General features: G+C 53.1%; 19 protein-coding genes. 9 read left to right on the top strand and 10 right to left on the bottom strand.

Features of this window, described 5'->3' with window-relative positions:
- Nucleotides 1–8: 8 nt before the first annotated feature.
- Complete coding sequence (locus AB1L42_RS10050) at nucleotides 9–1,361, bottom strand: HEAT repeat domain-containing protein (RefSeq protein WP_367054063.1); 1,353 nt, start codon at nucleotides 1,359–1,361, stop codon at nucleotides 9–11.
- A 594-nt stretch (nucleotides 1,362–1,955) separates the two neighbouring features.
- Here AB1L42_RS10050 and AB1L42_RS10045 point away from each other — a divergent pair.
- Complete coding sequence (locus tag AB1L42_RS10045) at nucleotides 1,956–2,477, top strand: hypothetical protein (protein WP_367054060.1); 522 nt, start codon at nucleotides 1,956–1,958, stop codon at nucleotides 2,475–2,477.
- Between the two features lie 226 nt (nucleotides 2,478–2,703).
- Here AB1L42_RS10045 and AB1L42_RS10040 read toward each other — a convergent pair whose 3' ends face one another.
- Complete coding sequence (locus tag AB1L42_RS10040) at nucleotides 2,704–3,255, bottom strand: sigma-70 family RNA polymerase sigma factor (RefSeq protein WP_146507405.1); 552 nt, start codon at nucleotides 3,253–3,255, stop codon at nucleotides 2,704–2,706.
- A 648-nt stretch (nucleotides 3,256–3,903) separates the two neighbouring features.
- Complete coding sequence (locus tag AB1L42_RS10035; protein ID WP_367054056.1) at nucleotides 3,904–4,236, bottom strand: hypothetical protein; 333 nt, start codon at nucleotides 4,234–4,236, stop codon at nucleotides 3,904–3,906.
- A 303-nt stretch (nucleotides 4,237–4,539) separates the two neighbouring features.
- Between AB1L42_RS10035 and AB1L42_RS10030 the strand changes: the two genes are divergently transcribed.
- The 4 genes from AB1L42_RS10030 to AB1L42_RS10015 all read left to right on the top strand — a co-directional run bounded on the left by AB1L42_RS10030 (nucleotide 4,540) and on the right by AB1L42_RS10015 (nucleotide 7,640).
- On the top strand, nucleotides 4,540–6,030 hold the full coding sequence (locus AB1L42_RS10030; protein WP_367054053.1) for an alpha/beta hydrolase-fold protein: 1,491 nt from the start codon (nucleotides 4,540–4,542) through the stop codon (nucleotides 6,028–6,030).
- Between the two features lie 97 nt (nucleotides 6,031–6,127).
- Complete coding sequence (locus AB1L42_RS10025) at nucleotides 6,128–6,313, top strand: CPXCG motif-containing cysteine-rich protein (RefSeq protein WP_367054050.1); 186 nt, start codon at nucleotides 6,128–6,130, stop codon at nucleotides 6,311–6,313.
- A gap of 53 nt (nucleotides 6,314–6,366) precedes the next feature.
- A complete protein-coding gene (locus AB1L42_RS10020; RefSeq protein WP_367054047.1) occupies nucleotides 6,367–6,918 on the top strand; it encodes a hypothetical protein in 552 nt (183 codons plus the stop codon).
- Nucleotides 6,919–6,968: 50 nt separating this feature from the next.
- Nucleotides 6,969–7,640, top strand: coding sequence for a hypothetical protein (locus tag AB1L42_RS10015; RefSeq protein WP_367054044.1), 672 nt, complete (start codon nucleotides 6,969–6,971; stop codon nucleotides 7,638–7,640).
- A gap of 21 nt (nucleotides 7,641–7,661) precedes the next feature.
- Here AB1L42_RS10015 and AB1L42_RS10010 read toward each other — a convergent pair whose 3' ends face one another.
- The 4 genes from AB1L42_RS10010 to sucD form a co-directional block, all read right to left on the bottom strand.
- On the bottom strand, nucleotides 7,662–8,981 hold the full coding sequence (locus AB1L42_RS10010) for a fatty acid desaturase (protein ID WP_367054041.1): 1,320 nt from the start codon (nucleotides 8,979–8,981) through the stop codon (nucleotides 7,662–7,664).
- A 4-nt stretch (nucleotides 8,982–8,985) separates the two neighbouring features.
- Nucleotides 8,986–9,114 (bottom strand): hypothetical protein, encoded by a 129-nt coding sequence (locus AB1L42_RS10005; RefSeq protein ID WP_367054038.1) that lies wholly within the window; start codon nucleotides 9,112–9,114, stop codon nucleotides 8,986–8,988.
- Nucleotides 9,115–9,194: 80 nt separating this feature from the next.
- Nucleotides 9,195–9,617, bottom strand: a complete 423-nt coding sequence (locus AB1L42_RS10000) for an EamA family transporter (RefSeq protein WP_367054035.1) — start codon at nucleotides 9,615–9,617, stop codon at nucleotides 9,195–9,197.
- A gap of 78 nt (nucleotides 9,618–9,695) precedes the next feature.
- The gene (gene sucD, locus AB1L42_RS09995; protein ID WP_367054031.1) at nucleotides 9,696–10,601 is read right to left on the bottom strand and encodes a succinate--CoA ligase subunit alpha; all 906 of its coding nucleotides are present in this window, start codon (nucleotides 10,599–10,601) and stop codon (nucleotides 9,696–9,698) included.
- 207 nt (nucleotides 10,602–10,808) lie between these two features.
- On the opposite strand from sucD, the gene AB1L42_RS09990 reads away from it, so the two are divergent.
- From AB1L42_RS09990 to AB1L42_RS09975, 4 genes are all read left to right on the top strand, one after another.
- Nucleotides 10,809–11,747, top strand: a complete 939-nt coding sequence (locus tag AB1L42_RS09990) for a DUF58 domain-containing protein (RefSeq protein ID WP_367054029.1) — start codon at nucleotides 10,809–10,811, stop codon at nucleotides 11,745–11,747.
- Between the two features lie 44 nt (nucleotides 11,748–11,791).
- Complete coding sequence (locus AB1L42_RS09985; RefSeq protein ID WP_367054027.1) at nucleotides 11,792–13,927, top strand: BatA domain-containing protein; 2,136 nt, start codon at nucleotides 11,792–11,794, stop codon at nucleotides 13,925–13,927.
- Nucleotides 13,928–14,112: 185 nt separating this feature from the next.
- Nucleotides 14,113–14,340 (top strand): hypothetical protein, encoded by a 228-nt coding sequence (locus tag AB1L42_RS09980; RefSeq protein WP_367054024.1) that lies wholly within the window; start codon nucleotides 14,113–14,115, stop codon nucleotides 14,338–14,340.
- Between the two features lie 66 nt (nucleotides 14,341–14,406).
- Nucleotides 14,407–15,585 (top strand): VCBS repeat-containing protein, encoded by a 1,179-nt coding sequence (locus AB1L42_RS09975; protein ID WP_367054021.1) that lies wholly within the window; start codon nucleotides 14,407–14,409, stop codon nucleotides 15,583–15,585.
- Between the two features lie 39 nt (nucleotides 15,586–15,624).
- Here AB1L42_RS09975 and AB1L42_RS09970 read toward each other — a convergent pair whose 3' ends face one another.
- The 3 genes from AB1L42_RS09970 to surE form a co-directional block, all read right to left on the bottom strand.
- Nucleotides 15,625–17,064, bottom strand: coding sequence for a DUF1501 domain-containing protein (locus AB1L42_RS09970; protein ID WP_367054018.1), 1,440 nt, complete (start codon nucleotides 17,062–17,064; stop codon nucleotides 15,625–15,627).
- Nucleotides 17,065–17,141: 77 nt separating this feature from the next.
- Nucleotides 17,142–19,841 carry a DUF1553 domain-containing protein gene (locus AB1L42_RS09965; protein ID WP_367054015.1) on the bottom strand — a complete coding sequence of 900 codons (2,700 nt, stop codon included), beginning with the start codon at nucleotides 19,839–19,841 and terminating at the stop codon, nucleotides 17,142–17,144.
- A gap of 209 nt (nucleotides 19,842–20,050) precedes the next feature.
- Nucleotides 20,051–20,752, bottom strand: coding sequence for a 5'/3'-nucleotidase SurE (gene surE / locus AB1L42_RS09960; protein ID WP_367054012.1), 702 nt, complete (start codon nucleotides 20,750–20,752; stop codon nucleotides 20,051–20,053).
- Nucleotides 20,753–20,851: the final 99 nt, after the last annotated feature.

Below are 20,851 nucleotides of genomic sequence, written 5' to 3'. Positions count from 1 at the left end.
GAGTGAGCTTAGCTCTTGTGAACGGACCACCAGACGTACCAGTCGCGTTCGTTGAAACCGAGGTTACGCCCGGTCAGAGTTTCCAGGGCAGCGAGGACGTCGGCATTCTTCACTGGAACGCTGACTGCAAACGTTCGAGTCGTCCGAGGAAGATACGGACTCGGCTCAACGTTGACCTGTCCCGTAATCGCAGCTGCATAAAGTTCCGGCGACCATGTTGAGTAGGGATTGCCGTTTGAGAACGAGACCTGTCCGCCAGACATGGAGAATCCATTGCCTGCGACTTCTGTTTTCGAATAGGTCACACGATGGGTCGTGACGAGAGCGTCAATCAACGCTGGAACAGCGGACGTATCGCCGATCGTCTCGAGCCCTCTCGCAGCCCGTCGAACGATCAGATTGGATTGATGACCGAGGGCGGTAATCAGAAGCGAAACTGCTGCGTCTGACTTTGAGTTGAAGATCACATCCATCGCAGCTCGACGGACTGGTTCGTAATCATCAAACAGGTATCGATCGACAAGAGCAGGGATCGCTGACGAGCCAGCGATCTGTCCGAGAACGTCAACGTACAGCAAGCGGACGTTTGTGTTCTCGTCGGGCTCCATCATCTTTCGCAGAGCGGGAATCGAATCGGGATCTGTAATCTCAGCAAACAACTCAAGGCTCTTACGCTGACGCTGCGGATCAGACCCGGTGAGCCAGCTGAGCCAGACACGGATTTTCGGATACCACTGAATCTCAGCTTCTCGCTGTTTGACATCCGTTTTGATCAACGCGAGTTCCTGAGGCGTCATCCATTTGTTCTGGTACTTCACATACCCGCGATCAGACATGATCTCATCTTCAGTCATCCACTGACCACGATGCTTTTGATGGCCGAGAATTCGCCGGGCTTCCGCATGTTCGGGATCAATGCTGACGATCGACAGCAGTTGTTCCTCTCGCTTTTCATTCAGCAAATGGCTTCGACTCCACTCGGCAAGCTGCCAGTGTGCTTCGACGGAACCATCGAGTTCACGAACTCGAGTTTCGTATTCTTCGAGGACAGCCGAACGCCGTTCGACGAAATCGATGTCGTCACGATCGATGAGAATCTGTGCGCCGCTCAGCGAGCGAATCGAAATGGGTTCTGCCTCGTCCGCTTGTCCTTCACTCAGCAGGCCTCGAACTTCGCCGCCAGACTTCAGTCGAATCACGTCAGCGGAAACTTGCTCGGCGAACAGAGAGAATACGCCACCCAGAAACAGGATGAAGAGAAACCCTGTCATCGAATGAGAGCCATGCACGCGTTCCGCTTTGGCTGATCGACGGCCATTTCTTCGGAACGGAGTGCAGCTTTGCAGAAGGAGTTTTTTCATAACGAGCTGTCGATGCTGATACCGGCTCTTCATGACAACATTGAGTGCTGGTTTGGAAACAGTTTTCCCGTGTCTGCACCAATGAACAGGGTGAAATCCATTTCAAACAGACCAATGCGAATGCACAGGCAAGAGCAACACGTTCTTGATTCTATGGAGGCAGGAATGTCATCTCAAACAAAAACTTGAAATCCCCACTTTGATATCGTCGAACGAGTGGGAGAACTGAGGAATGCCTGTCGAACGAGAAAAGGGATCTGCGCAATCATCGTGCTGCTTTCGGATTGACCGCTTCAACGAAACACTGCGGGTTGTAACGTCTCGCTGGATGAAATCGATGGCGCAAACACTTATGGCAGGTCAAGATGCAATGTTGTTGATGTGTTCAGAAATGATGTTTCTCTCGGCAATAATTGCCACCGCGCGGAACACGAGACGTACAATTCTGGGCTGAGCAGACAACTCCGAAGAATTGAGCTTGGTCGATTTCGTCAGAAATGCTAACGATTTCACCTCGAAACGATTCACGCCTCGCTGAAACACCGACCTGTTACGGGAGTCGAATCCGACGAATTACGGTAGAGGAGGAACACAATGCCACGTGTACTTTCCGGTAGTGATCAGTTGCGAAACCTCTTTGCTGCGGTCACCGAGCAGACTTTTCAAGTCGAGTTTGGCGTCGCAGATCCCCCGCTGATCGATTATCTCTCCGACATGCTTGTTCGGTTCACTCGAGTGGATGTCATCTTTAAGGTTCGCGATGTCGTCGGAAGGCGGCTCGAAGAAGTGGCCGAGATGATGATGGAAGCAGAGCAGTGTACTTCCAAACCGAAAGCGGAAATTCACCGGCACATTGGAGACTTCACGCTGTTCTGGACCGGCGTTTACCCCGAAGGGCTCAAGCGACTGAAGTCCCTCGATCGCAAAGATGCGATGATCGACTATCAGGCCCAGGGAAAGCGATCTTATTACCTGGCCAGCCAACTCTCTGGTGAACCTGAAGAACCGCGCTCGGGAGTTCTTAGAAGACTGAGCCAGGAGTTTGAACTCTGTTCAGAAGGACTTCGCAAAGTTCGCGAAGAGTGGGAAATGCTGCCGCGAACCGGCTGCTCGTAGTCGCAGCATTAGAATCAATAACTCAGAATTGCGGTTATAGATAGAGCGTTTGGATTAACCGCTTCATACAAACAATTGCTGCCTGTCTTCGAAAGCACGACCTGAAAACAAAAAGAGCCCGCCGAACTTAGTTCGACGGGCTTTTCTCTTTGACATGACTCGCGTCAGAATCAAGGTGCGCGCCCGAAAGAGCAGGACTTAATCGGGCAACACACTCTCGATTCCTCTACGCAGGTTGTAAATCACACAGCGCTTCCTTCAAACGATTTCTGGCTGTGTGCAACCGTCTCTTGATCGTTCCGATTGGACTCGAGAACCGTTCGCTCATCTCCTTCAAGGTTTGACCCTCAAAGTAGAACGCCAACAGCGTTTCCCGATCCATGGGTCGCAGCTGACACAAGCCAGAACGAACCTGTCCGGCCTGTTCAGATTTCAATACATCCTCGATCGGTGCCTGTCGGGAACCAGTCAACCCACCGAAAGCTTCGGGAGTCTGCATGGTTTCCTTCGGTCGACGAACAGCTCGATTAATCGCCATTCGCACCGCGATGCGCTTCAACCATCCTTCAAATCGTTCAGGTTCACGAAGCTGATCGATCTTTCGAAGAGCTCGCATGAAGACTTCCTGAGTCACTTCAAGAGCTTCGGAATGGTTTCGCAATCGACGAAAGATGATTGCGAAAACAATCCCCTGATACTCTTGAACGAGTTCTCCGAAGGCATCGCGATCGCCCGTTTGGGCGCGGGTCACCAAATCCAATCTCAACGTCTCGGTCATTTATCGCCTCCCCATCATATGGGTGCGTCATGAGACTTTCCGGTCGGTCCGTTTGAACAGACAACAGTTGGAGAGTCTCTCGTGTTTGTTAGTAGAAGATGTCGAACCTTTTGTTGATATCGCGCTCTCTCTTAAAGGAAGCGCGTTCATATCGTCGTACGAGTCGCCATGATTTCAGCATGTGCGGGACCTGTACTTTGGCTGTGACGATTTCCATGATTACTTCCTATCTGTATTGGCTCCCCACACGAGTCATCTGTGCTCGGGAGTCCGTTAAGGGTGAATGAGCGATTAACACTCGGATTGAAGAAGGATGGTCGACGCAGTTTTCCGATCTGTCCGGTCTGCGAGAACACAGAGTGAGTCGACCCACGGCGTCAACGAATGTCCATAACTCCGAATAGCGGAGGCTGGGGCACTCGCTGAGGTGAACAACAGTGGGAGATTGCCATTCCGAAGAGCTGTTGGATGTCCCATTCTCGAACACAGGCTCGTGAATGAGTCGACGACAGTTTTCCGGACGGACAGCAATTGGCTTCAAGTCTGAAAGGTCACATGGACCGCTCAGGCTGATTTCCAATCACAGGCCGATGAGAAACGGCTGAACAAATTCCGCCGGAACGAATCCGGCGAGGGTTCAACTCATCCTCATAAGGAAATCGAGCTACTGGCATTCATGCTCCGCGAGGTCGACCTCGGCATGTCCGACATTCGGGACATTGAGATCGCCGCCCACGCGGGTGCCGGGAGTGCCCCGGCAAAACGACAAGCTTCCCCAATCTGTGAGCGTTGAATGGAACACTCGGACCCGTCGTCGCTTCGATAAAAGCGAGACCAGTCCTTGGGGCGTTTGGATAGCCGTTTTCCTGAATCGGTGCGTACGACGACACACTCTTCACGTACGGCTGTAACGGCTTGCACATGGACGTTGCCAGTGGTTCCGTGGACTTGATTGCCGGTTGTGGTGATGTGCTGTGTCATAATTGCACCTCCTGCGAACGTGTCGCAGTCTCTGGAAAACACATAAACAGAATAACTCGCCGACGAGTACATCGAACGAGATGATCATCAGCAGTGGTGAAAGAGTACTTGCTCGAGGGCTCGAAAGAAAGACGAGTCCCGTGCGAAGGTGTATACTTTCTTCTACGCTTTGTGACTCATTCCCACCTGGAAAGGTTCGTCAATTCTGACAGGAATTTTGAGAATTTCTGAACGTAGCTGGACAGCGACGAAGTTCGTTACTGCTCCAGAGACGGATTTTCATCCCCAATGGAAACGAACTCCATGCGTCGTATCTCTCGACTGGTTCTATGCTTAATCGCGATCTCCGGGCTCTTCCTCCTGTGGCCCGATGCAGCCCGCACCCAGGAAATTCAAATCAAGCTCGATCCGAACCTCGGAGTCGAGAATTTTTCCGGACGGGTCTACGTCTTCTTCACTGCAGGTCAGTCAGAGCCTAGAAATGGACCGAACTGGTTTCGGCCGGAACCGATCATTTCTCTGGATGTTTCAAACTGGACACCTGAAAAAACGATCACTCTGACTCAACAAACGCCCGGGCTTCTCAGGTTCCCTCGTGATGTCGATTTGTCGTCCCTCGTCGGCCAAACCGCACAGGCGGTCGTTCGGCTGAACCCTTGGGAGCGGACTGTCGGAACCGGTCCGGGCAACGCTCACAGCGACGTTTCTGCAGTTGCCGAAGACAAAGTCACCTCGCTGACGGTCAATCAAATCAATCCTGACGTGGAAGTTGAGAAAACCGACCGCGTCCACATCGTCGAACTCAACTCCAAACTGGTCAGCGACTTCCATCAACGCCCCGTCTCACTGAAGGCATCAGTCGTCGTTCCACAGGATTACGATCAGAAGCCCAACAAACGCTATCCGGTCATCTACGAAATTCCGGGGTTTGGGGGAACCTATCGCTATGGATGGAATCGCCTGCTCGCGCCTCCAACCAACTCCGAGGACGTTTCTTTCATCAAAGTGATGCTCGATCCGGAGTGCCCCCTCGGTCACCATGTCTTTGCAAACTCCGAAAACAACGGACCTTGGGGAGATGCTCTGGTCGAAGAGCTCATTCCGGAAATCGATCGTCAATTTCGAACCGATGCACGCGAGTATGGCCGTTTTCTGACGGGCCATTCTTCTGGAGGCTGGAGTTCACTGTGGCTGCAAGTCGCTTATCCGGAAGTGTTTGGAGGTGTCTGGAGCACGTCGCCTGACCCGGTCGACTTCCGCGATTTCCAGCGGATCAACCTCTATCAACCGGGGGAGAATATGTTCACGGACACCTACGGAAAACGGCGTCCGCTCGCCCGCATGAGAGATCAAATCCTGATCTGGTACAACGACTTTTCAGATATGGAAGACGTGCTCGGCCCCGGCGGACAGCTTCACAGCTTCGAAGCGGTCTTCAGTCCACGTGGGGACGATGGCAAACCGGCCCCGCTTTGGGACCGAAAGACTGGCGAAATAGACACTTCCGTCGCGGAGACTTGGAAGAAGTATGACATCAGCCTCATCTTGAAAGAGAACTGGTCCGAGCTGGGTCCGCATCTCAACGGAAAGATCCACGTCTTGATGGGTGACGTTGATAATTTCTACCTCGAAGGGGCGACTGTTCTCCTCGACGAAACACTCGATGGACTCGGAAGTGATGCGGAAGTGATCCTCTTTAAAGGTCGTGACCACATGAATCTCTTTCAGGGCGGACTTCACGAGAGCATCGAACAGCAGATCGCTGATCAGTACCGAAAGTTCCAGAATCAATAATTGCTCTCTCTCACCGGAGAAAACGCAGCCCGTGAGAGCAGACTGCTATCGCAATCTCAATGAGTGACTATGATGCTCTTTCCGTCTCGGGAGGGACATGATGGACGATGAAGCAACTTATCTTTGTGCCAGCTGCGGCGAAGAGATTCTGATTCCGATCGATGTCAGTCAGGGACAGAATCAGGAGTATGTCGAAGATTGCCCGGTCTGCTGTTGTCCCATGGTGATCGTTGTTGAAATCCATCCGGACGGATCGATCACCTGTCGAGCAGACCGCGAGTGAATCGCCTGATTATTTCAACATTCGAAATGCAGGTGCCCCTTTGGAGAACTTTCGTGAACCAGATTTTTTTGTTTCTCGCATTACTGGGCAACAGTGCGCTCTTCGTCACCTTCTTTCTCGGCTGGCGAATTGAGGACGCTGGCTCACTCTCTGAAATCGCTCGCCAGCATGTCTCGATTCACTTCCTGTTTGCTCTCGCAGCAGCATCCTTCGCGTTGCTCGTACACGCGATCGTGTTGACCTACTTCATGGGCACAGGTCGCTGGATTCAGGAAACGAGCGATGCGTACCACTTCAACGAAGCTGCCCGTCGACGAAACATTCAGCTGAAGTATCAAGCCCTCCCGGGGATGATGCTCTGCCTGATTCTCATTCTGACGACCGGAGCCTTCGGTGCGATTGCCGATCCCGCTTCGAACACGCAAATGGATTACGCTGACAAGATCCATTTCACACTGGCATTGACGACTCTCCTCGCCAATCTCATCGTGAATGTCATTCAGTACAATTCGATCAGTCTGAACACAAAACTTGTGGATCAGGTCTATCAGGAGGTGCTGGCGGTCCGCAAAGAACGCGGATTAGACAGCCCAGCCCAATCTTAAACAGGGTCGACTTCTTCGCAGTTGCTGTCTGTTGCCGAGGACTCGGAGACATGAGATCACAACGTAAATTGATCGCGGCGATCTATTCGGTCTTGATGTTTGCAGTCCTGTTCATCACTCCGGGATGCCAGAATCAATCCCCGGAACTCGAGAACAAAACACAACTCACGCCGAACCCATCTGCTCCGGCACCGTCGACTCCGGGAACTTCTGAATCGATCTTTGAACTCGCCCAACAAGCCGAGCATCAAGTTCAACAGCAGGCGAGCAGTCAGCTGCCGGAAACAAACGATTCGCCCGTGCTGGAAGATGATGGGTCTACGACAGGCTTCCTTCTTGAAATTCCCCATGCGAGTGTTCGGCTACCTGTGAAACCGACCCAGAACGGACCACTTTTCGAATGCACTCATCAAGGCATTGCGTACACCGTGGTGATTGGGTTTCTGCCCAAAATCGAAGGTCAAACTGCTGAGCAAGCCTTGGAAGAGTTCGAGCGGAAGGCCATCAGTGCCGACAAGCAGCGCACGTCGTCTCAATCCATTCAGATCGAGAACGCATCAGCGGCAAAGTACGTTGTCTATGAGGATGGCGAAGACGTTTTCATCGCCAAGCTGGCGAGCATCGACAACTTCCTCGTTCAACTGATCGCGGTAACTCCGAAAGAGCAAGCCGACTCCGCAGCGCTCACCAGATACTTCGAGTCGCTGCGGATTCATCCTTAGAGTGCTTTCGTCACTCGGTTGCTAAGTCGAAACCGGTGCCGGAGTCTGACCCGTTTCTTCAGTAAAGATCTCGGTATTGCGGTGAATTTCGTTGTCGAACCGCAATTCGAACTGATCTCGCGGGCAAAAGACAAACTGTAGGGCGAGCTTCGTGTAAGAGTTTGTCTTGAGGAGATCGTCGTAAAACTCAGGGGCCATTTTTCGCATCTGCGGCAAACGACTCCATGCGATTCCGGAGATATCGTGATGCTCGGTGTGAAGTCCAAAGTTGAAGCTGATCTTGTTCAACCAACCGTAATAAGAGGTTGACGGTTGATATTCTTTGTGACCGTGGAAGTGTGAATTGCTGAGGATCATTCCGAACAACAATGGGTGCAGGAAACCTGTCATGAACAGTTGGCTCAGGAACAGATACAGAACTGCCTTCCATCCTCCGAAGAAGAACAAAGCAGCGACGAGTCCTAGGCTGAGAATTGGATAGATCACGCCCCACATGCGGATTCCGTATCTCTGATAGCCGCTGACGAGATGTTCATCGGCCAGGATCGCCAGGGTCTTATCACTTGGATCAAGTCGGCGACGGAAAGGCAGACTCGCGAAGTATACGACCAAGCCGACCGCTGAACGCAAGACTTGAGTGATCAGCATGATTCCTGAGTAAGGGAAGAAGAGGGGAGTCAGCGCCCACGAACAAAAGTCGTACAACGGACCGCGAGTGTAGGGCATGGAGTCTTTGATTTTGGTCGCCAGAAAGAAGCTGCGCCGGCGTTTAATGAAGTCTTTCGTCGCCCCCATGTCGTTGTGGTGAACATGATGTTCCACCCACCACGTATGATGTCCCGAGAGAAACATTGGCAACGTTGTGAACGTGTACAGCCAGCGGTTCCACTTCCCTGATTTGAAGACCAGATGGTGATTACATTCGTGTGCCAACAAAAACAGATTGATGTTGATCCACGATCCAATCACGTAGGCAGCCACAAAGGTCACCCAGAGAGGTTGGCTGCAGACCAACCACGCCATGACGACTTGCAAACTGCTCACGAGGACGCACCAGTAGCCTGTCGACAATGTCGGTCCGAACAGTTCCTTCATTTCCGGATGCGCAGCAAGCATTTTCTTCGCACGATCTCGATGCCAGACCGCATCCGGTTTTTGCTCGTCGGTCACCCGATCGCAGATGTCAATTTCGAATCCGGGAAACACCGGGGCGGCAGTTCCGAGGACACGTGGATGAAAGCGGAGTTTGAAGTTTGTGTCCGCAGGTTTCGTCGCGCTCACCGATTCCATGTCAGTTAGACCGATCTCGAAGGGGTGATGTTTGTTGAGGAGAGAACGCATCGACTCAATATCGACGCAACTTTTTTAATGTCGCTGCAACAGGTAAGCCCCACGCTGTCGCGATCATGGAGAGGCTGGGAACAAGGGAATCAGCCTCAACTTCCTCATTGAGTGTTGTGTACCGAGTCTGCATGTTTGAACCCGGTCCGTCAAGTGCCTTGTCGTGGAATTCCATCCACGGAGATGCAAACGTCCTCCGTGAAAGTGAAACTTTTACTGAAGTACCACGATGACCAGACCGGCGAAAATCAGCGTCGTCCCAATCATCGTCTGCACAGAAACGTGCTCGCCGAGAATCATCCAGGCGAGCAGCACAGCGACGATGAAACTTCCCTTATCGATGACTGCCACAGTCGAAACTTTTCCGTCCTGGATGGCTCGATAATAGAAGTGCCAGGAAAGAGCAGTCGTGACCGCAGAGAACCCCAGCCACGACACATGCGACCACGTGATCGACTTCACATCCCGCACCGGGACGCGAAGAAACCAAATCGAGATCACGAACACTAGGACAAACAGTGTTCGAACGACAAGCCCCAGCTCACTCGAGATGCCTTCGAGTCCCTGTTTTGCGATCACTGCCGTCACACCGGCAAACAACATCGCCAGAATCGCATCAACAACCCATCGATCCAATTCGGTACTCCTCCACTCATTGAATAAAATCAGTGGACGACTCACGACCGGGATTCTCGGTTGGAAACCGAAGCGATGCTACGAGTTGTGCTTTTCGATGGCTCGCTTCATCGCAGATCCCATGTCCGCCGGGCTGGCTGCCACTTCGACACCGGCTTTTTCGAGAGCGTTGATCTTCTCCTCAGCGGTTCCGCTTCCGCCGGAGATAATGGCGCCAGCGTGTCCCATGCGTTTGCCAGGAGGGGCTGTCTTACCAGCGATGAACGCAGCGACTGGTTTTGTGACGTTGCTTTGAATGTATTCCGCCGCCTGAATTTCGGCGTCTCCACCGATTTCGCCAATCATCAAGATCGATTTGGTTTCCGGATCGTTTTCGAACATTTCAAGCAGATCGATGAAGGTCGTTCCAATGATAGGATCGCCACCGATTCCGACTGCGGTCGATTGCCCGAGGTCGATGTTTCCGAGCTGCCAGGCTGCTTCGTAGGTGAGGGTTCCGCTCTTGCTGATCAGCCCGACTGAACCGGGTTGATGAATGTAGCCCGGCATGATGCCGATCTTGGCAACTCCGGGAGTGATGATTCCTGGACAGTTTGGTCCGATCAAGCGTGAGTTAGGTTTGGTGGCCAGGAACTTCTTCACGCGCACCATGTCCAGCACAGGAATGCCTTCGGTGATGGCGACAATCAACTCGATTCCCGAATCGGCGGCTTCCATGATGGCGTCAGCACAGAACGGAGGCGGAACGAAGATCAGAGAGGTGTTCGCTCCGGTTTCAGCCATTGCCTTCGCAACGGAATCGTAGACAGGAAATCCGTCGACTTCCTCGCCCCCTTTTCCAGGAGTCACTCCGCCGACGAGGACAGACTCGCCCGGACGGTGTTCTGTAGCGTACTCGCGACACTTCTGAGAATGAAACAGTCCCGCTCGACCGGTGATTCCCTGAGTAATGATCTTGGTATTTTTGTCGACGAGAATAGCCATGGATTCGCTTGAACTTGGGGTACTGGATACAAATCAGCGCGATTAATCCCTGAGAATACGCTCCTCAGAAACTCGAGTGCACTGGCAGTTTAGAGGAGTCATCACCCGGACGGAAGCGACGGAAAGAGTTCGATCGGTTCGCGGATCAATTGTGGAGTCATTACAATAGTGAAGACCTGATGAAGCCCTGTCGAGGAGAGTGTGGCTATGCCCAGTTCTTCGAGTTCCGCGCCGCGTCCGTATCCTCCCCCGTCTTATATCGACTCCCAGTCATTGATGCAGATCAAGTCGCTCGAGTTGCGCGCGAAATCTGTCGTCGAAGGGCTGATGAACGGAATCCATCGCAGCCCATATCATGGGTTCTCAGTAGAATTTACAGAGTACCGGCAATACTCCTCAGGAGACGATTTGCGGTATCTCGACTGGCGTCTCTATGCCCGCTCTGACCGGTATTACATCAAACGGTTCGAGGACGAAACCAACCTTCGGTGCCATCTCATCGTCGACAACTCTCGTTCGATGACGTACGGATCGCTCGGATACTCCAAGGAAGACTACGCCAAAACACTCGCTGCGACGCTGGCATACTTCCTCACTCAGCAACGAGACGCTGTTGGGCTGCTCCGGTTTTCCGACAAGGTCGATGAATTCATCCCCGCCCGTTTTCGAGTGGGCCAACTCCGCAGACTCTTGACCAGTTTGGAATCTGCTCCCGAGGGAACGTCTTCAGGAATCAATGCAGCTTTGGAGGAAGCAGCCGAACGAGTTCGTAAGCGTGGGCTCTTCGTTGTGATGTCGGACTTCCTGACGAACGTCGACATTTTGCAGTCTCGCCTCGGTTACTTACGGGCGGGCGGAAATGAAGTGGTTGTCTTTCAGGTTCTCGATCCCGCCGAGATGAGTTTCGACTTCGATCAACCTGCTGTTTTTCTCGATGCAGAAACCGGACAGGAACTTTTCGTCGATCCAGAGCAAGCGCGGTCGCAGTATCAACGACGACTCCAGGAACACCTCGATCAGGTCTCCGCGATTTGTGACGGACTCGGAATTTATGTTTCTCGCCTCACAACAGATTCCCCATTGGAAGTCGCGATGCTTGATTTTTTGGAAACGCGGTTGCGCGTCACTCAAACTCGACGGCAATGACGATTCCAAGACGGATTTGAGAACAGACTGAACGGAAGGTCTCCATGAGTTTCCTGACTCCGCTTTACCTGCTGGCCGGATTGGCTGTGACGCTTCCGATCGTGTTTCATCTGATCCGGAGAACTCCACAAGGTCGGCAGGTTTTCGGAAGCCTGATGTTTCTTGAGCAGTCGCCTCCGCGGATGACCAAGCGCAGCCGGCTCGACAATTTACTCCTGCTGCTGCTTCGCGGGCTTGCGCTGTGCCTGCTGGCATTCGCTTTTGCACGACCGTTTTTTCGCTCACATCAGGAGTCTCTCGCTCAGGAAGATGTCGGCAGGCGTGTGGCGATTTTGATCGATACCTCAGCCAGCATGAGCCACACAGATCAATGGGAGCGTGCGGTCGAAGAAGTGAACGAGCTCCTGAATTCAGTCTCCGCCAGCGATTCGGTGAGTCTCATCGCGTTTGACCAACAAGCCAATTCGCTCATCAGCTTCGAGGACTGGCAGGAGCTGCCCGCCAGCAATCGCCAGTCGACCGCCGAAGAAAAGCTGTCTGAACTCAAACCGACTCAACGACGAACCGAGTTGGGGAACGCTCTGATTTATGCGGCCGATCTTCTCGCTCAAAACAGCGAGCGGAAGATTTCCCGACGCCAGATCGTCGTCGTTTCAGATTTTCAGGAAGGGAGTCACTGGGAAGTTCTCCGCGGCTATGAATGGCCAGAAGGTGTGGAAATCGAGCCCCGGATCATTGAACTCGAAAACGCACTCACCAACGCAACAGCTCATGTGATCTCTGCCACGAACACCGCCGACAAAGATCTTCGCCTGCGTGTTCAATCCTCCAAGAACGCTCAGAGTGAAACGTTCGACCTCCAATGGGATCGAGATCAGCTCGAGAGTTTGGAAGCTTCCATTAGTGACATCTCTCCGTCGAAGACTCGTGTTTACGTTCCGCCCGGTCAGTCGAAAGTCGTTCGTGCTCCGGAAATCCCCGATGGTCTCGCCCAGCATCGACTGCTTCTCACCGGTGACGACGTTGAGTTCGACAACGTCAGCTATGTCGCGCCTGTCGCTCCGGGGAATGTCCAGATCTTGTATTTCGGAGATCCGGACGCAAGCGGCCCGGAAGGGTTGAGCTTCTTTGTCGAACCGATTTTTCCTTCCACGTCGACGCGACAAGTCACAATCACGGACTGGGACAGCCTCGACGCTGTTCCCGATGTCAACGATCCCGCAATCACTCTGACGCTCATCGGCACCAACTGCGACGAAGAACAGATCCATTGGCTGCGGGATTCAATTCAATCTGGGCGTCCAGCAATCTTCGTCGCCACGTCAGTCGAGCAGGGGATGCAGATTTATGATTTGCTCGAAATTTCCCCCAGCCCGGTCACCGAGATCACGCCCGAAGACTACGCGATGATTGGAGAAGTTGACCTGACTCATCCTGCTCTCTCCCCGTTCGATGATCCACGTTACGCCGATTTCACCAAAGTCAGGTTCTATGGATTTCGATCATTCGATCCAAACTCGTTTCCGGATGCACGGGCACTCCTCAGCTTTGAAGACGGGGAACCGTTTCTGATGGAGATTGGCAACAGGCAACTCATTCTAATGACTGCCGGTTGGGGAAGAGACGAAAGTGATTTGGCTGTGTGGAGCAAATTCGTTCCGCTCATGAATGGGCTTCTTGAACATCTCGAGAACCGAGTCGAAGAGCAACCGCAGCTGTACGTCGGAGATTCGCTGACTCCTGCGCTGCTGAAATCGCCACACTCTGAAATCTGGTTTCAGGAACCGGAAGACGCTCCGATCCGTGTGACCAACGATTCTCCGTTCGTGTTGGAAAAGGCTGGAATCGGAAAATTTGCCGAGTCCGAAGCTGATCTCAACGAAGGCAACGCCCACGAAATTGCGATCAACCTGCATCCCGATGAATCGCGAATCGACTTGGTCGCCTTCGAATCTCTTGAAGCAGCCGGTCTTCCGATATCCTCCGCCACAATCGCACTTCTTGCAGAAGAAGAGAACCCGGAGAGCAGTCGTCAGCTGATGAACCGGGAACTTGAATCACGACAGCGTCTCTGGCAATGGCTGTTACTGGCTGCCCTGATCGTGCTGATCCTTGAATCCGTTATTTCCGGATCGATGCAGCGCCGTTCGGGACGATCAGTTTTCTCGACACAGTCATAAGTGGTGGTTCAGCTGGTCCAATTGACAGCAAGCCCCCAGCAATCAAAGTCGTCGTGCGATCTGCAGATTCCGCCGCTTCTCTATTCTGAAGATTGCATCAGGAGCTCACGGGATTCCGATTGAGAGTGTAGGACGAAAGCGTTTGTGTTCGTCCCCTCCACCACTCACCAAACTCGGAGAGACCGATGACTATATCACCTGACCTCCATGTGGGGTTACCTTTTCTGGAAGGTCTATGCAACGACCTTCGCGGTAAACCCTCTCGCGTTCGACGCAGTATTCCAAAACGACCAGCGATCACCAAATCCGAACCTGCCAGCTATCTCAAACAAACGATTGCAACCAGCTTGACGATTGCATCCGGAGTTGCCAGCGCACTGTTCGCCATGGTTGAAATTCGCTCTTCGCTGTAGTCAGATAGGTGACCCGCCGGCGAACTTTTCGCCGGCGTGCGGTCCCTTCTGCTCGCGAGGACATCCATGCGTTTCTTGACACTTCTTGTCTCTTTTGTTTTCGGGCTCACTCTTCTTTCACCTGTGCTTGCAGGCGATCCAACTGCCTGGATCAAACACACCATCTACGAGGGCGGGAATTGTCAGACGGCCATCGCTGGCGACTTTACTGGTGATGGACTTGTCGATGTGATCAGCCACAGCAGCGGCCAGGTTCACTTGCACATCGCACCCGACTGGACACACGTCGTTCTCTATGAAAATCGAATGCAGCAGTGCATCCATTCAGAAGCAATGGATGTCGATCAGGATGGCGATCTCGATTACATCTGCGCCCGGTACAATCCCGGACTCATTGCATGGCTTGAGAATCCCGGATACAACAGTTCTTCCGAAAACAAAGCTGAAGCTCGCAGCGAGTGGAAGTGGCATCTGGTCGATGATCAGGTTCATGGAATTCATGGCCTTCTCGTGGGTGACGTCAACCTTGACGGTCACGCTGATCTAATCGCGAACAGCGCTCAACCAGTCGGAGAATTTCCGGAATCTGTGGTTTGGTATGACCGCATCGGAGTCGAAACAGGTCAACCCTGGAAGCGCTACATCCCGGCAAATCAGGATGCCCCCGGCCTCAGTCACTATTTGGGACTCGGCGATGTCAATCACGACGGAAGACCGGACATTCTCACTGGAGCAAAAGGGGGACCAATGGCAGAACCGGGATCTGGCGACTGGTTCGCATGGTGGGAAGCTCCTGATGATCCGACAACCAAAGGCTGGTCAAAGCATCTGATCTCAGACGATGAACCCGGCGCCACAAATCTGTTCGTCGTTGATGTGAATGGAGATGGAAAAAACGACGTGTTGGCATCGCGCGGACACGGCAGCGGGCTGTGCTGGTTTGCTGGCCCAGACATGAAACGTACAAACTTCGGAGATGAACAAATCGCTCCTCATTGTCTGGCGATCGCCGATTTCGACGGGGATGGAGACATTGATGCAGCGACATGCGCGAAAGATTCCATGACGACAGCATGGTTCGAAAACGATGGCTCAGGAAGTTTTCGAACTCATCAACTCGACGACGCCCAGGCAGCTTACGACATCCGGTCCATCGATATGGACGGAGACGGTGACGTCGATCTCGTTGTGGCTGGTCAGGCGAGCAAGAACGTCGTCTGGTACGAAAACCGCATGAGCGAATGAGCTTCGCTCTGTTTTCTCCCGAGATTTTCGAAGCACGTCCTAAGCAATGACCTCGTCAATGACGTGACCGAAGTCTTTCTCCAACCGCTTTCGACCGGGGATCTCGAGTGACCGATGGTCGAGACCGAGTTGCCTGAGAACTGTCGCGTGGATGTCGGTGACATAGTGGCGATTCTCAACGGCATGGAAGCCGATTTCATCAGTCTTGCCGTGTGCGATTCCGCCCTTAATTCCTCCACCAGCCATCCAAACCGTGAAGCCATAAGGATGATGATCGCGGCCATCTGAGTGCTGAGAACCGGGAGTCCGGCCGAACTCACTACCCCAGACGACGAGCGTTTCATCCAGCAGCCCGCGTTGTTTGAGATCTTTCAAGAGCCCGCCGATTGGTTGATCAACTTCTCGACACAAGTTGGTATGGCTCGACTTCAGACCTTTGTGAGCATCCCAACGGCCAGCCCCTCCGTTGCTTCCGTGATAAACCTGAACGAAGCGCACTCCACGTTCGACGAGCCGTCTGGCTGTCAACATTTTCTGGCCAAAGTCTTTGGCTTTAGGATCTTCAAATCCATAGAGACGCTGAGTTTCTTCGGTTTCATCGACGAATCGAACGACTTCCGGAACAGCTGTCTGCATCCGAAACGCAAGCTCATACGATCGCATTCTCGCGCGAATCGCTTCATCGCCCGGATAGGACGCTGCCGTTAAGCCATTGAGTTGTCGCAGAAGTTCGAACTCGCTCTTTTGTTCCTCCGGACTGACACCTTTGGGAGGCGTCGCATACGGCAACGGGTCATTCGGATCGATGTTGAGCGGAATTCCGTCGTACTGCGGCCCAAGGTAATTTGCCCGGTGAGCTTCCTGCCCTCCGCAGCAGTCCGCAACCGGATCTCCCATCACCACGAACTTCGGAAGGTTATCGTTCAGCGAGCCGAGCCCGTAGTTGGCCCATGCTCCAACGGTTGGAAAGAATCCATCGACGCGATGTCGACCGGTATGAAATTGAAGCTGCGCCCCGTGGTTACTGTCTTCAGTCCACATCGAACGAATGAGGCATAAGTCATCAGCAGACTCAGCCACGTGCGGCCACCAGTCGCTGATTTCCAGCCCGCTCTCGCCTCGCTTTTGATATCCGACCTGCAGAGGATAAATCTCGTTTCGAATAAAGCCGTTGTTCGGATCGAAAGCGACGACCCGTTCGTTGTCCAGAAACGGCGACTTCAGCACATCCGCATACGGAGTTTCATCGATCGTCTTGCCCGAATACTTGTTGAGCGCCGGCTTGGGATCGAACGATTCCATATGGCTCGTCCCGCCGATCATGAACAGCCAGATGACACTCTTCGCACGCGGAGCAAGTTGAGTCAGCTTCTCTGCAGACAAAGCTTCCTCTGCAGTCATAGCTGCCAGTGCGAGACTCCCGAAACCGAGCCCCATGTCTTGCAGGAAAGCTCGTCGAGCGAGTGTTTCGGCATTCATACTTTACGCTCCCGGAAACAAATTGACTCAATCAGTGTGGCGCGACATCGACTGCTGTGTCTGGTTTTGCAGGCTGACTATCGAACAGAAACGAAGTCGTTGTGATTCAACAGAACATGGACAAGACTCTGTCGTGCTCTGAGAGCAACATCGACGTCCGCCTTCTCCTTCTCAGTCGACTCGGATACCGAATCATCGGATTGCGCATCTTGATCTCTGAGCAAGCTCGCTTGTCTTTCGAGGAATCCTCGACACGCTTCGCGTTCTTCCTCAGAACACGGTCGACACAGAACACTCTCGAAGACAGCGTTGATAAATTCATCTCGATCAAGTTCTTGGGTTTGGAGTTTGATCGCCAGATGCTTCGACGCTGACTGTGTTAAAGACGAGTTCGACAAAGCGAGAGCCTGTTGAGGAATGATGCTTGTTGAGCGCTGATAACATTCCGCAGGGTTGGCTGCGTCGAAAATCGTCATCATCAACATCTGTTTTTCGTAGGCATGCTGAAAGTACACGCTGCGCCGGAAGACTTCTTCACCTTCACCGTGTGCAATTTCCGGCCCTCCGAGAGACTCATCGAGTTGCCCCGAGACGAAAAGCATCGAGTCACGAATGATTTCCGCTTCAAGTCTTCGAATGTTTGCTTTCCAAAAACATGCGTTCTCCGGATCAATCGCTGCATTTTCTGCCAACACATCCTGATCGTCAGTTGATGCGAGCTGATAGGCATCGGAAGTGACAATCAGGCGATGCAGATGCTTCATGCTCCACCCGGACTCAATCAGCTCACTCGCCAGCCAGTCCAGCAGTTCTGCATGAACCGGAAGAGGTGCTCGCAGCCCGAAGTCGCTGGGACTTTCAACTAACGGAGATCCGAAGTGACGCAACCAGACATGATTCACAGCGACGCGTGCGGTCAGCGGATTGTCAGGATGGGTGATCCATTTCGCGAGAGCAGTTCGGCGACCGGTGCTGGTCTCCGGATAGTGTTCGCCTACGGGAGTGAACTTCGCGTCCGTTTTCGCAAGATCGCTGATCTTCTGTCGCTCTTCTTCCCTCGCTTTGTTCAGTTCACTGACGAGCTTGTCCTTCGCTTCCTGCTTCTCTTCTTTCTCGGATTTTTGAAGTTTCCGCCAGGCGAGGAACGTCTTTAATCTGGCTTGAGCTGCATCGGATCGTCGTTCAATTTGAGCAGCGAGACTGGCGAGGCTCTTGAAAGCTTCTGATGATTCATCGTCGATCCTGGCTTTCTCGGCGTCGTAACGTGCTTTCAGTGATCGTCGCTCCCAGTCTGCAGCCCGAGCGGCGTAGCTCGCCTCAAGATGGTCATCGTCAAGCTTCTGAGGGAACTCGGGAACTGATGGTTCGATCCTAGGAGACTCAGCCGTCGCTGGAGTCGGTTCGATGTGTTCAAACTGCTCCAGCCTTTCGCGGGCTTTCTCGAGTTTTGTATCGGCCCGCGCCATGTCTTCTTGTTCAACAGTTTCAATCAAAGCTGGCACAGAAGCGGTCGCGGGGAGACTTACCGAAGTCACATCAAACGGAATCTCAAACGAGTTGAAAACGTCTGGAATGATCGAAGTCGATTCATCCGGTTGGCGTTCGTCGCCTCGGATGAACAGGAACGTCTCAGCCTCGAGGTCCTTGTCATAGATGCGGGGAATCCCGTTCTTGCTACGATCGGGCTGGCCAGCGATACGGTCGGTTCGAACATTGATCGGCTCGAAGATCGCCCGCATCGAGTAATAGCTCGTCTGCGACACGGGATCGTATTTGTGATCGTGGCAGCGAGCACATGCGATCGTCAGCCCGAGAAACGCTTTCGCGGTGTGCTCAACCGTTGAGTCGAGCCAGATGTTGCGATTGCTGACATGATAATTTCTCGCGAGGAAGCCAGTCGCCCGGAGGATTTCAGGCTGTTCGGGATACAACTCATCACCAGCGATCATCTCGGTGATCATCTGGTCGTAGCCCTTGTCGGCGTTCAATGACTCGATGATCCAGTCTCGCCAATGCCATAGATGCCGTTGGCTTCCGCGCAGTTGATTCTTGTATCCATCCCAGTCGCTGTAACGCCAGACGTCCATCCAGTGACGTCCCCAACGTTCTCCGAAATGTTTGCTTTCGAGAAGTTGATTGACGACCGACTCGTAAGCTTCCGGAGAAAAGCTTTGCTGGAACTGCTGCTGTTGTTCCGGAGTCGGCGGAAGCCCGGTTAAGTCGAGGGAAACGCGTCGGAGAAGAGTAAAGGCATCCGCAGGGGCAACTGTCTTGACCCCGACTTCGCTTCGTTTCGCAGCCAGAAACTGGTCGATGGGATGTGAGTTTGCATCGGTATCAGCTTCAGGAATGTCCGGTCGGAGAATCGGTTGATAAGCCCAATGACTCTCCGGAGAAGCTTGCCCTTGTTCATCTTCCGGGGCTGGCATCCCCTCGTGAATCCACTTCTTCAGGGCGGTGATTTGCTCCGCGCTCAGAGCCTCTCCTTCACCTTCGGGAGGCATTCGCAGATAGTCTTCTTCCGCTTCGACACGTGCCAGAAGTTCGCTCTCGTCCGGAACTTTCGCGATAACGATCTCTCCGGAGTCTCCCCCTTGAATGATCGCTCGGGCAGTATCGAGCCGGAGTCCCCCTTCCTGCTTCAACGCACCGTGACAGCTGATGCACTTCTCAGTGAAGATCGGTTTGATCTCATCGAGGTAATCAACTTGTGCGGAGGCTGCTTGGCAGACCAGTGAGAGAAAACACGTCAGGAGGGACAGCGTGGAGTTTCGCATGGTGAGGAACCATCTCGTCGCAGGAGGGAGCGCCTTCCGAAGGAAATTGCTAGTTCCACTCTATCAGTCGAAACGGTCGAATTGAAACCCAAACGCAAAAATCGATTCCTCAATCAGCTCGACATCAACGATTCTCCCGACTCTGCGGTCTATTGTCTTCAAACCATCGACCGGTCGAACCGGGATCGTTGACGATCAGGGCGAAGCACTTACTCAGCGCTCGCATCCAATTGAATTCGTGTGACCGAAATCTTCCCCGAGAAACAAACATCAACATCACAACCGGGTCGACGTCCTCTCTCGCGATATATTCCTCGATACATTGCCCCTTCAGCGGTCCACTCGTACGTCAGATCGACCTGACTTGTATCGTGTCGACAGAAGACGATTTCAGGAGTCACATCCCCTGCAGGGAGTGCGGGAAAGTTGACGTTCCAGAATTGCCCCGGCTTCAATTCTTTGTCAAAGAGCACATTCAGCACATGACGGGTCCACAGCGTTGTCCGTTCCCAGTTCGGCGGACTGACTTCGAGGTTGATGTACTGTGAAAAGGCTATCGCCTTCTTTCCAGAGATTGCTGCTTCTCGCGCTGCCGCAGCAGTTCCAGACATGAAAATATCGCCAGCAAGATTTCCTCCATGATTGATTCCGGAGAGGACCCAATCCGGGTCCGGAACGAGTTTCACTAATCCCAGGCGAGTGCAATCTGCAGGCGTCCCGTAAACGACATGCAAGTCGTCTGATCGGGAATCGACACGAATCGGCGCCTTGTCCGTCACGCGATGTCCGCAGCCCGAGTAACCCTGATCCGGAGCAACAATCGCCCCTTGCCCGAAAGAACTCGCAGCCTCTTTAAGTGCCAGAATTCCTTCTGCATCAAAACCATCATCATTGGAAATCAGAAACTTCACCGCTCACTCCAGCTGTTTGTTGCATTGATCGCTCTTCGCGATTCTTGCTGCTTCCGCTCATTGGACAAGAACAAGAAACGAGAATTTCACGTCACTTCA

The organism is Thalassoglobus sp. JC818, from assembly GCF_040717535.1.
Classification (GTDB): domain Bacteria; phylum Planctomycetota; class Planctomycetia; order Planctomycetales; family Planctomycetaceae; genus Thalassoglobus.
This window is presented reverse-complemented; position numbering and strand designations above follow the sequence as displayed.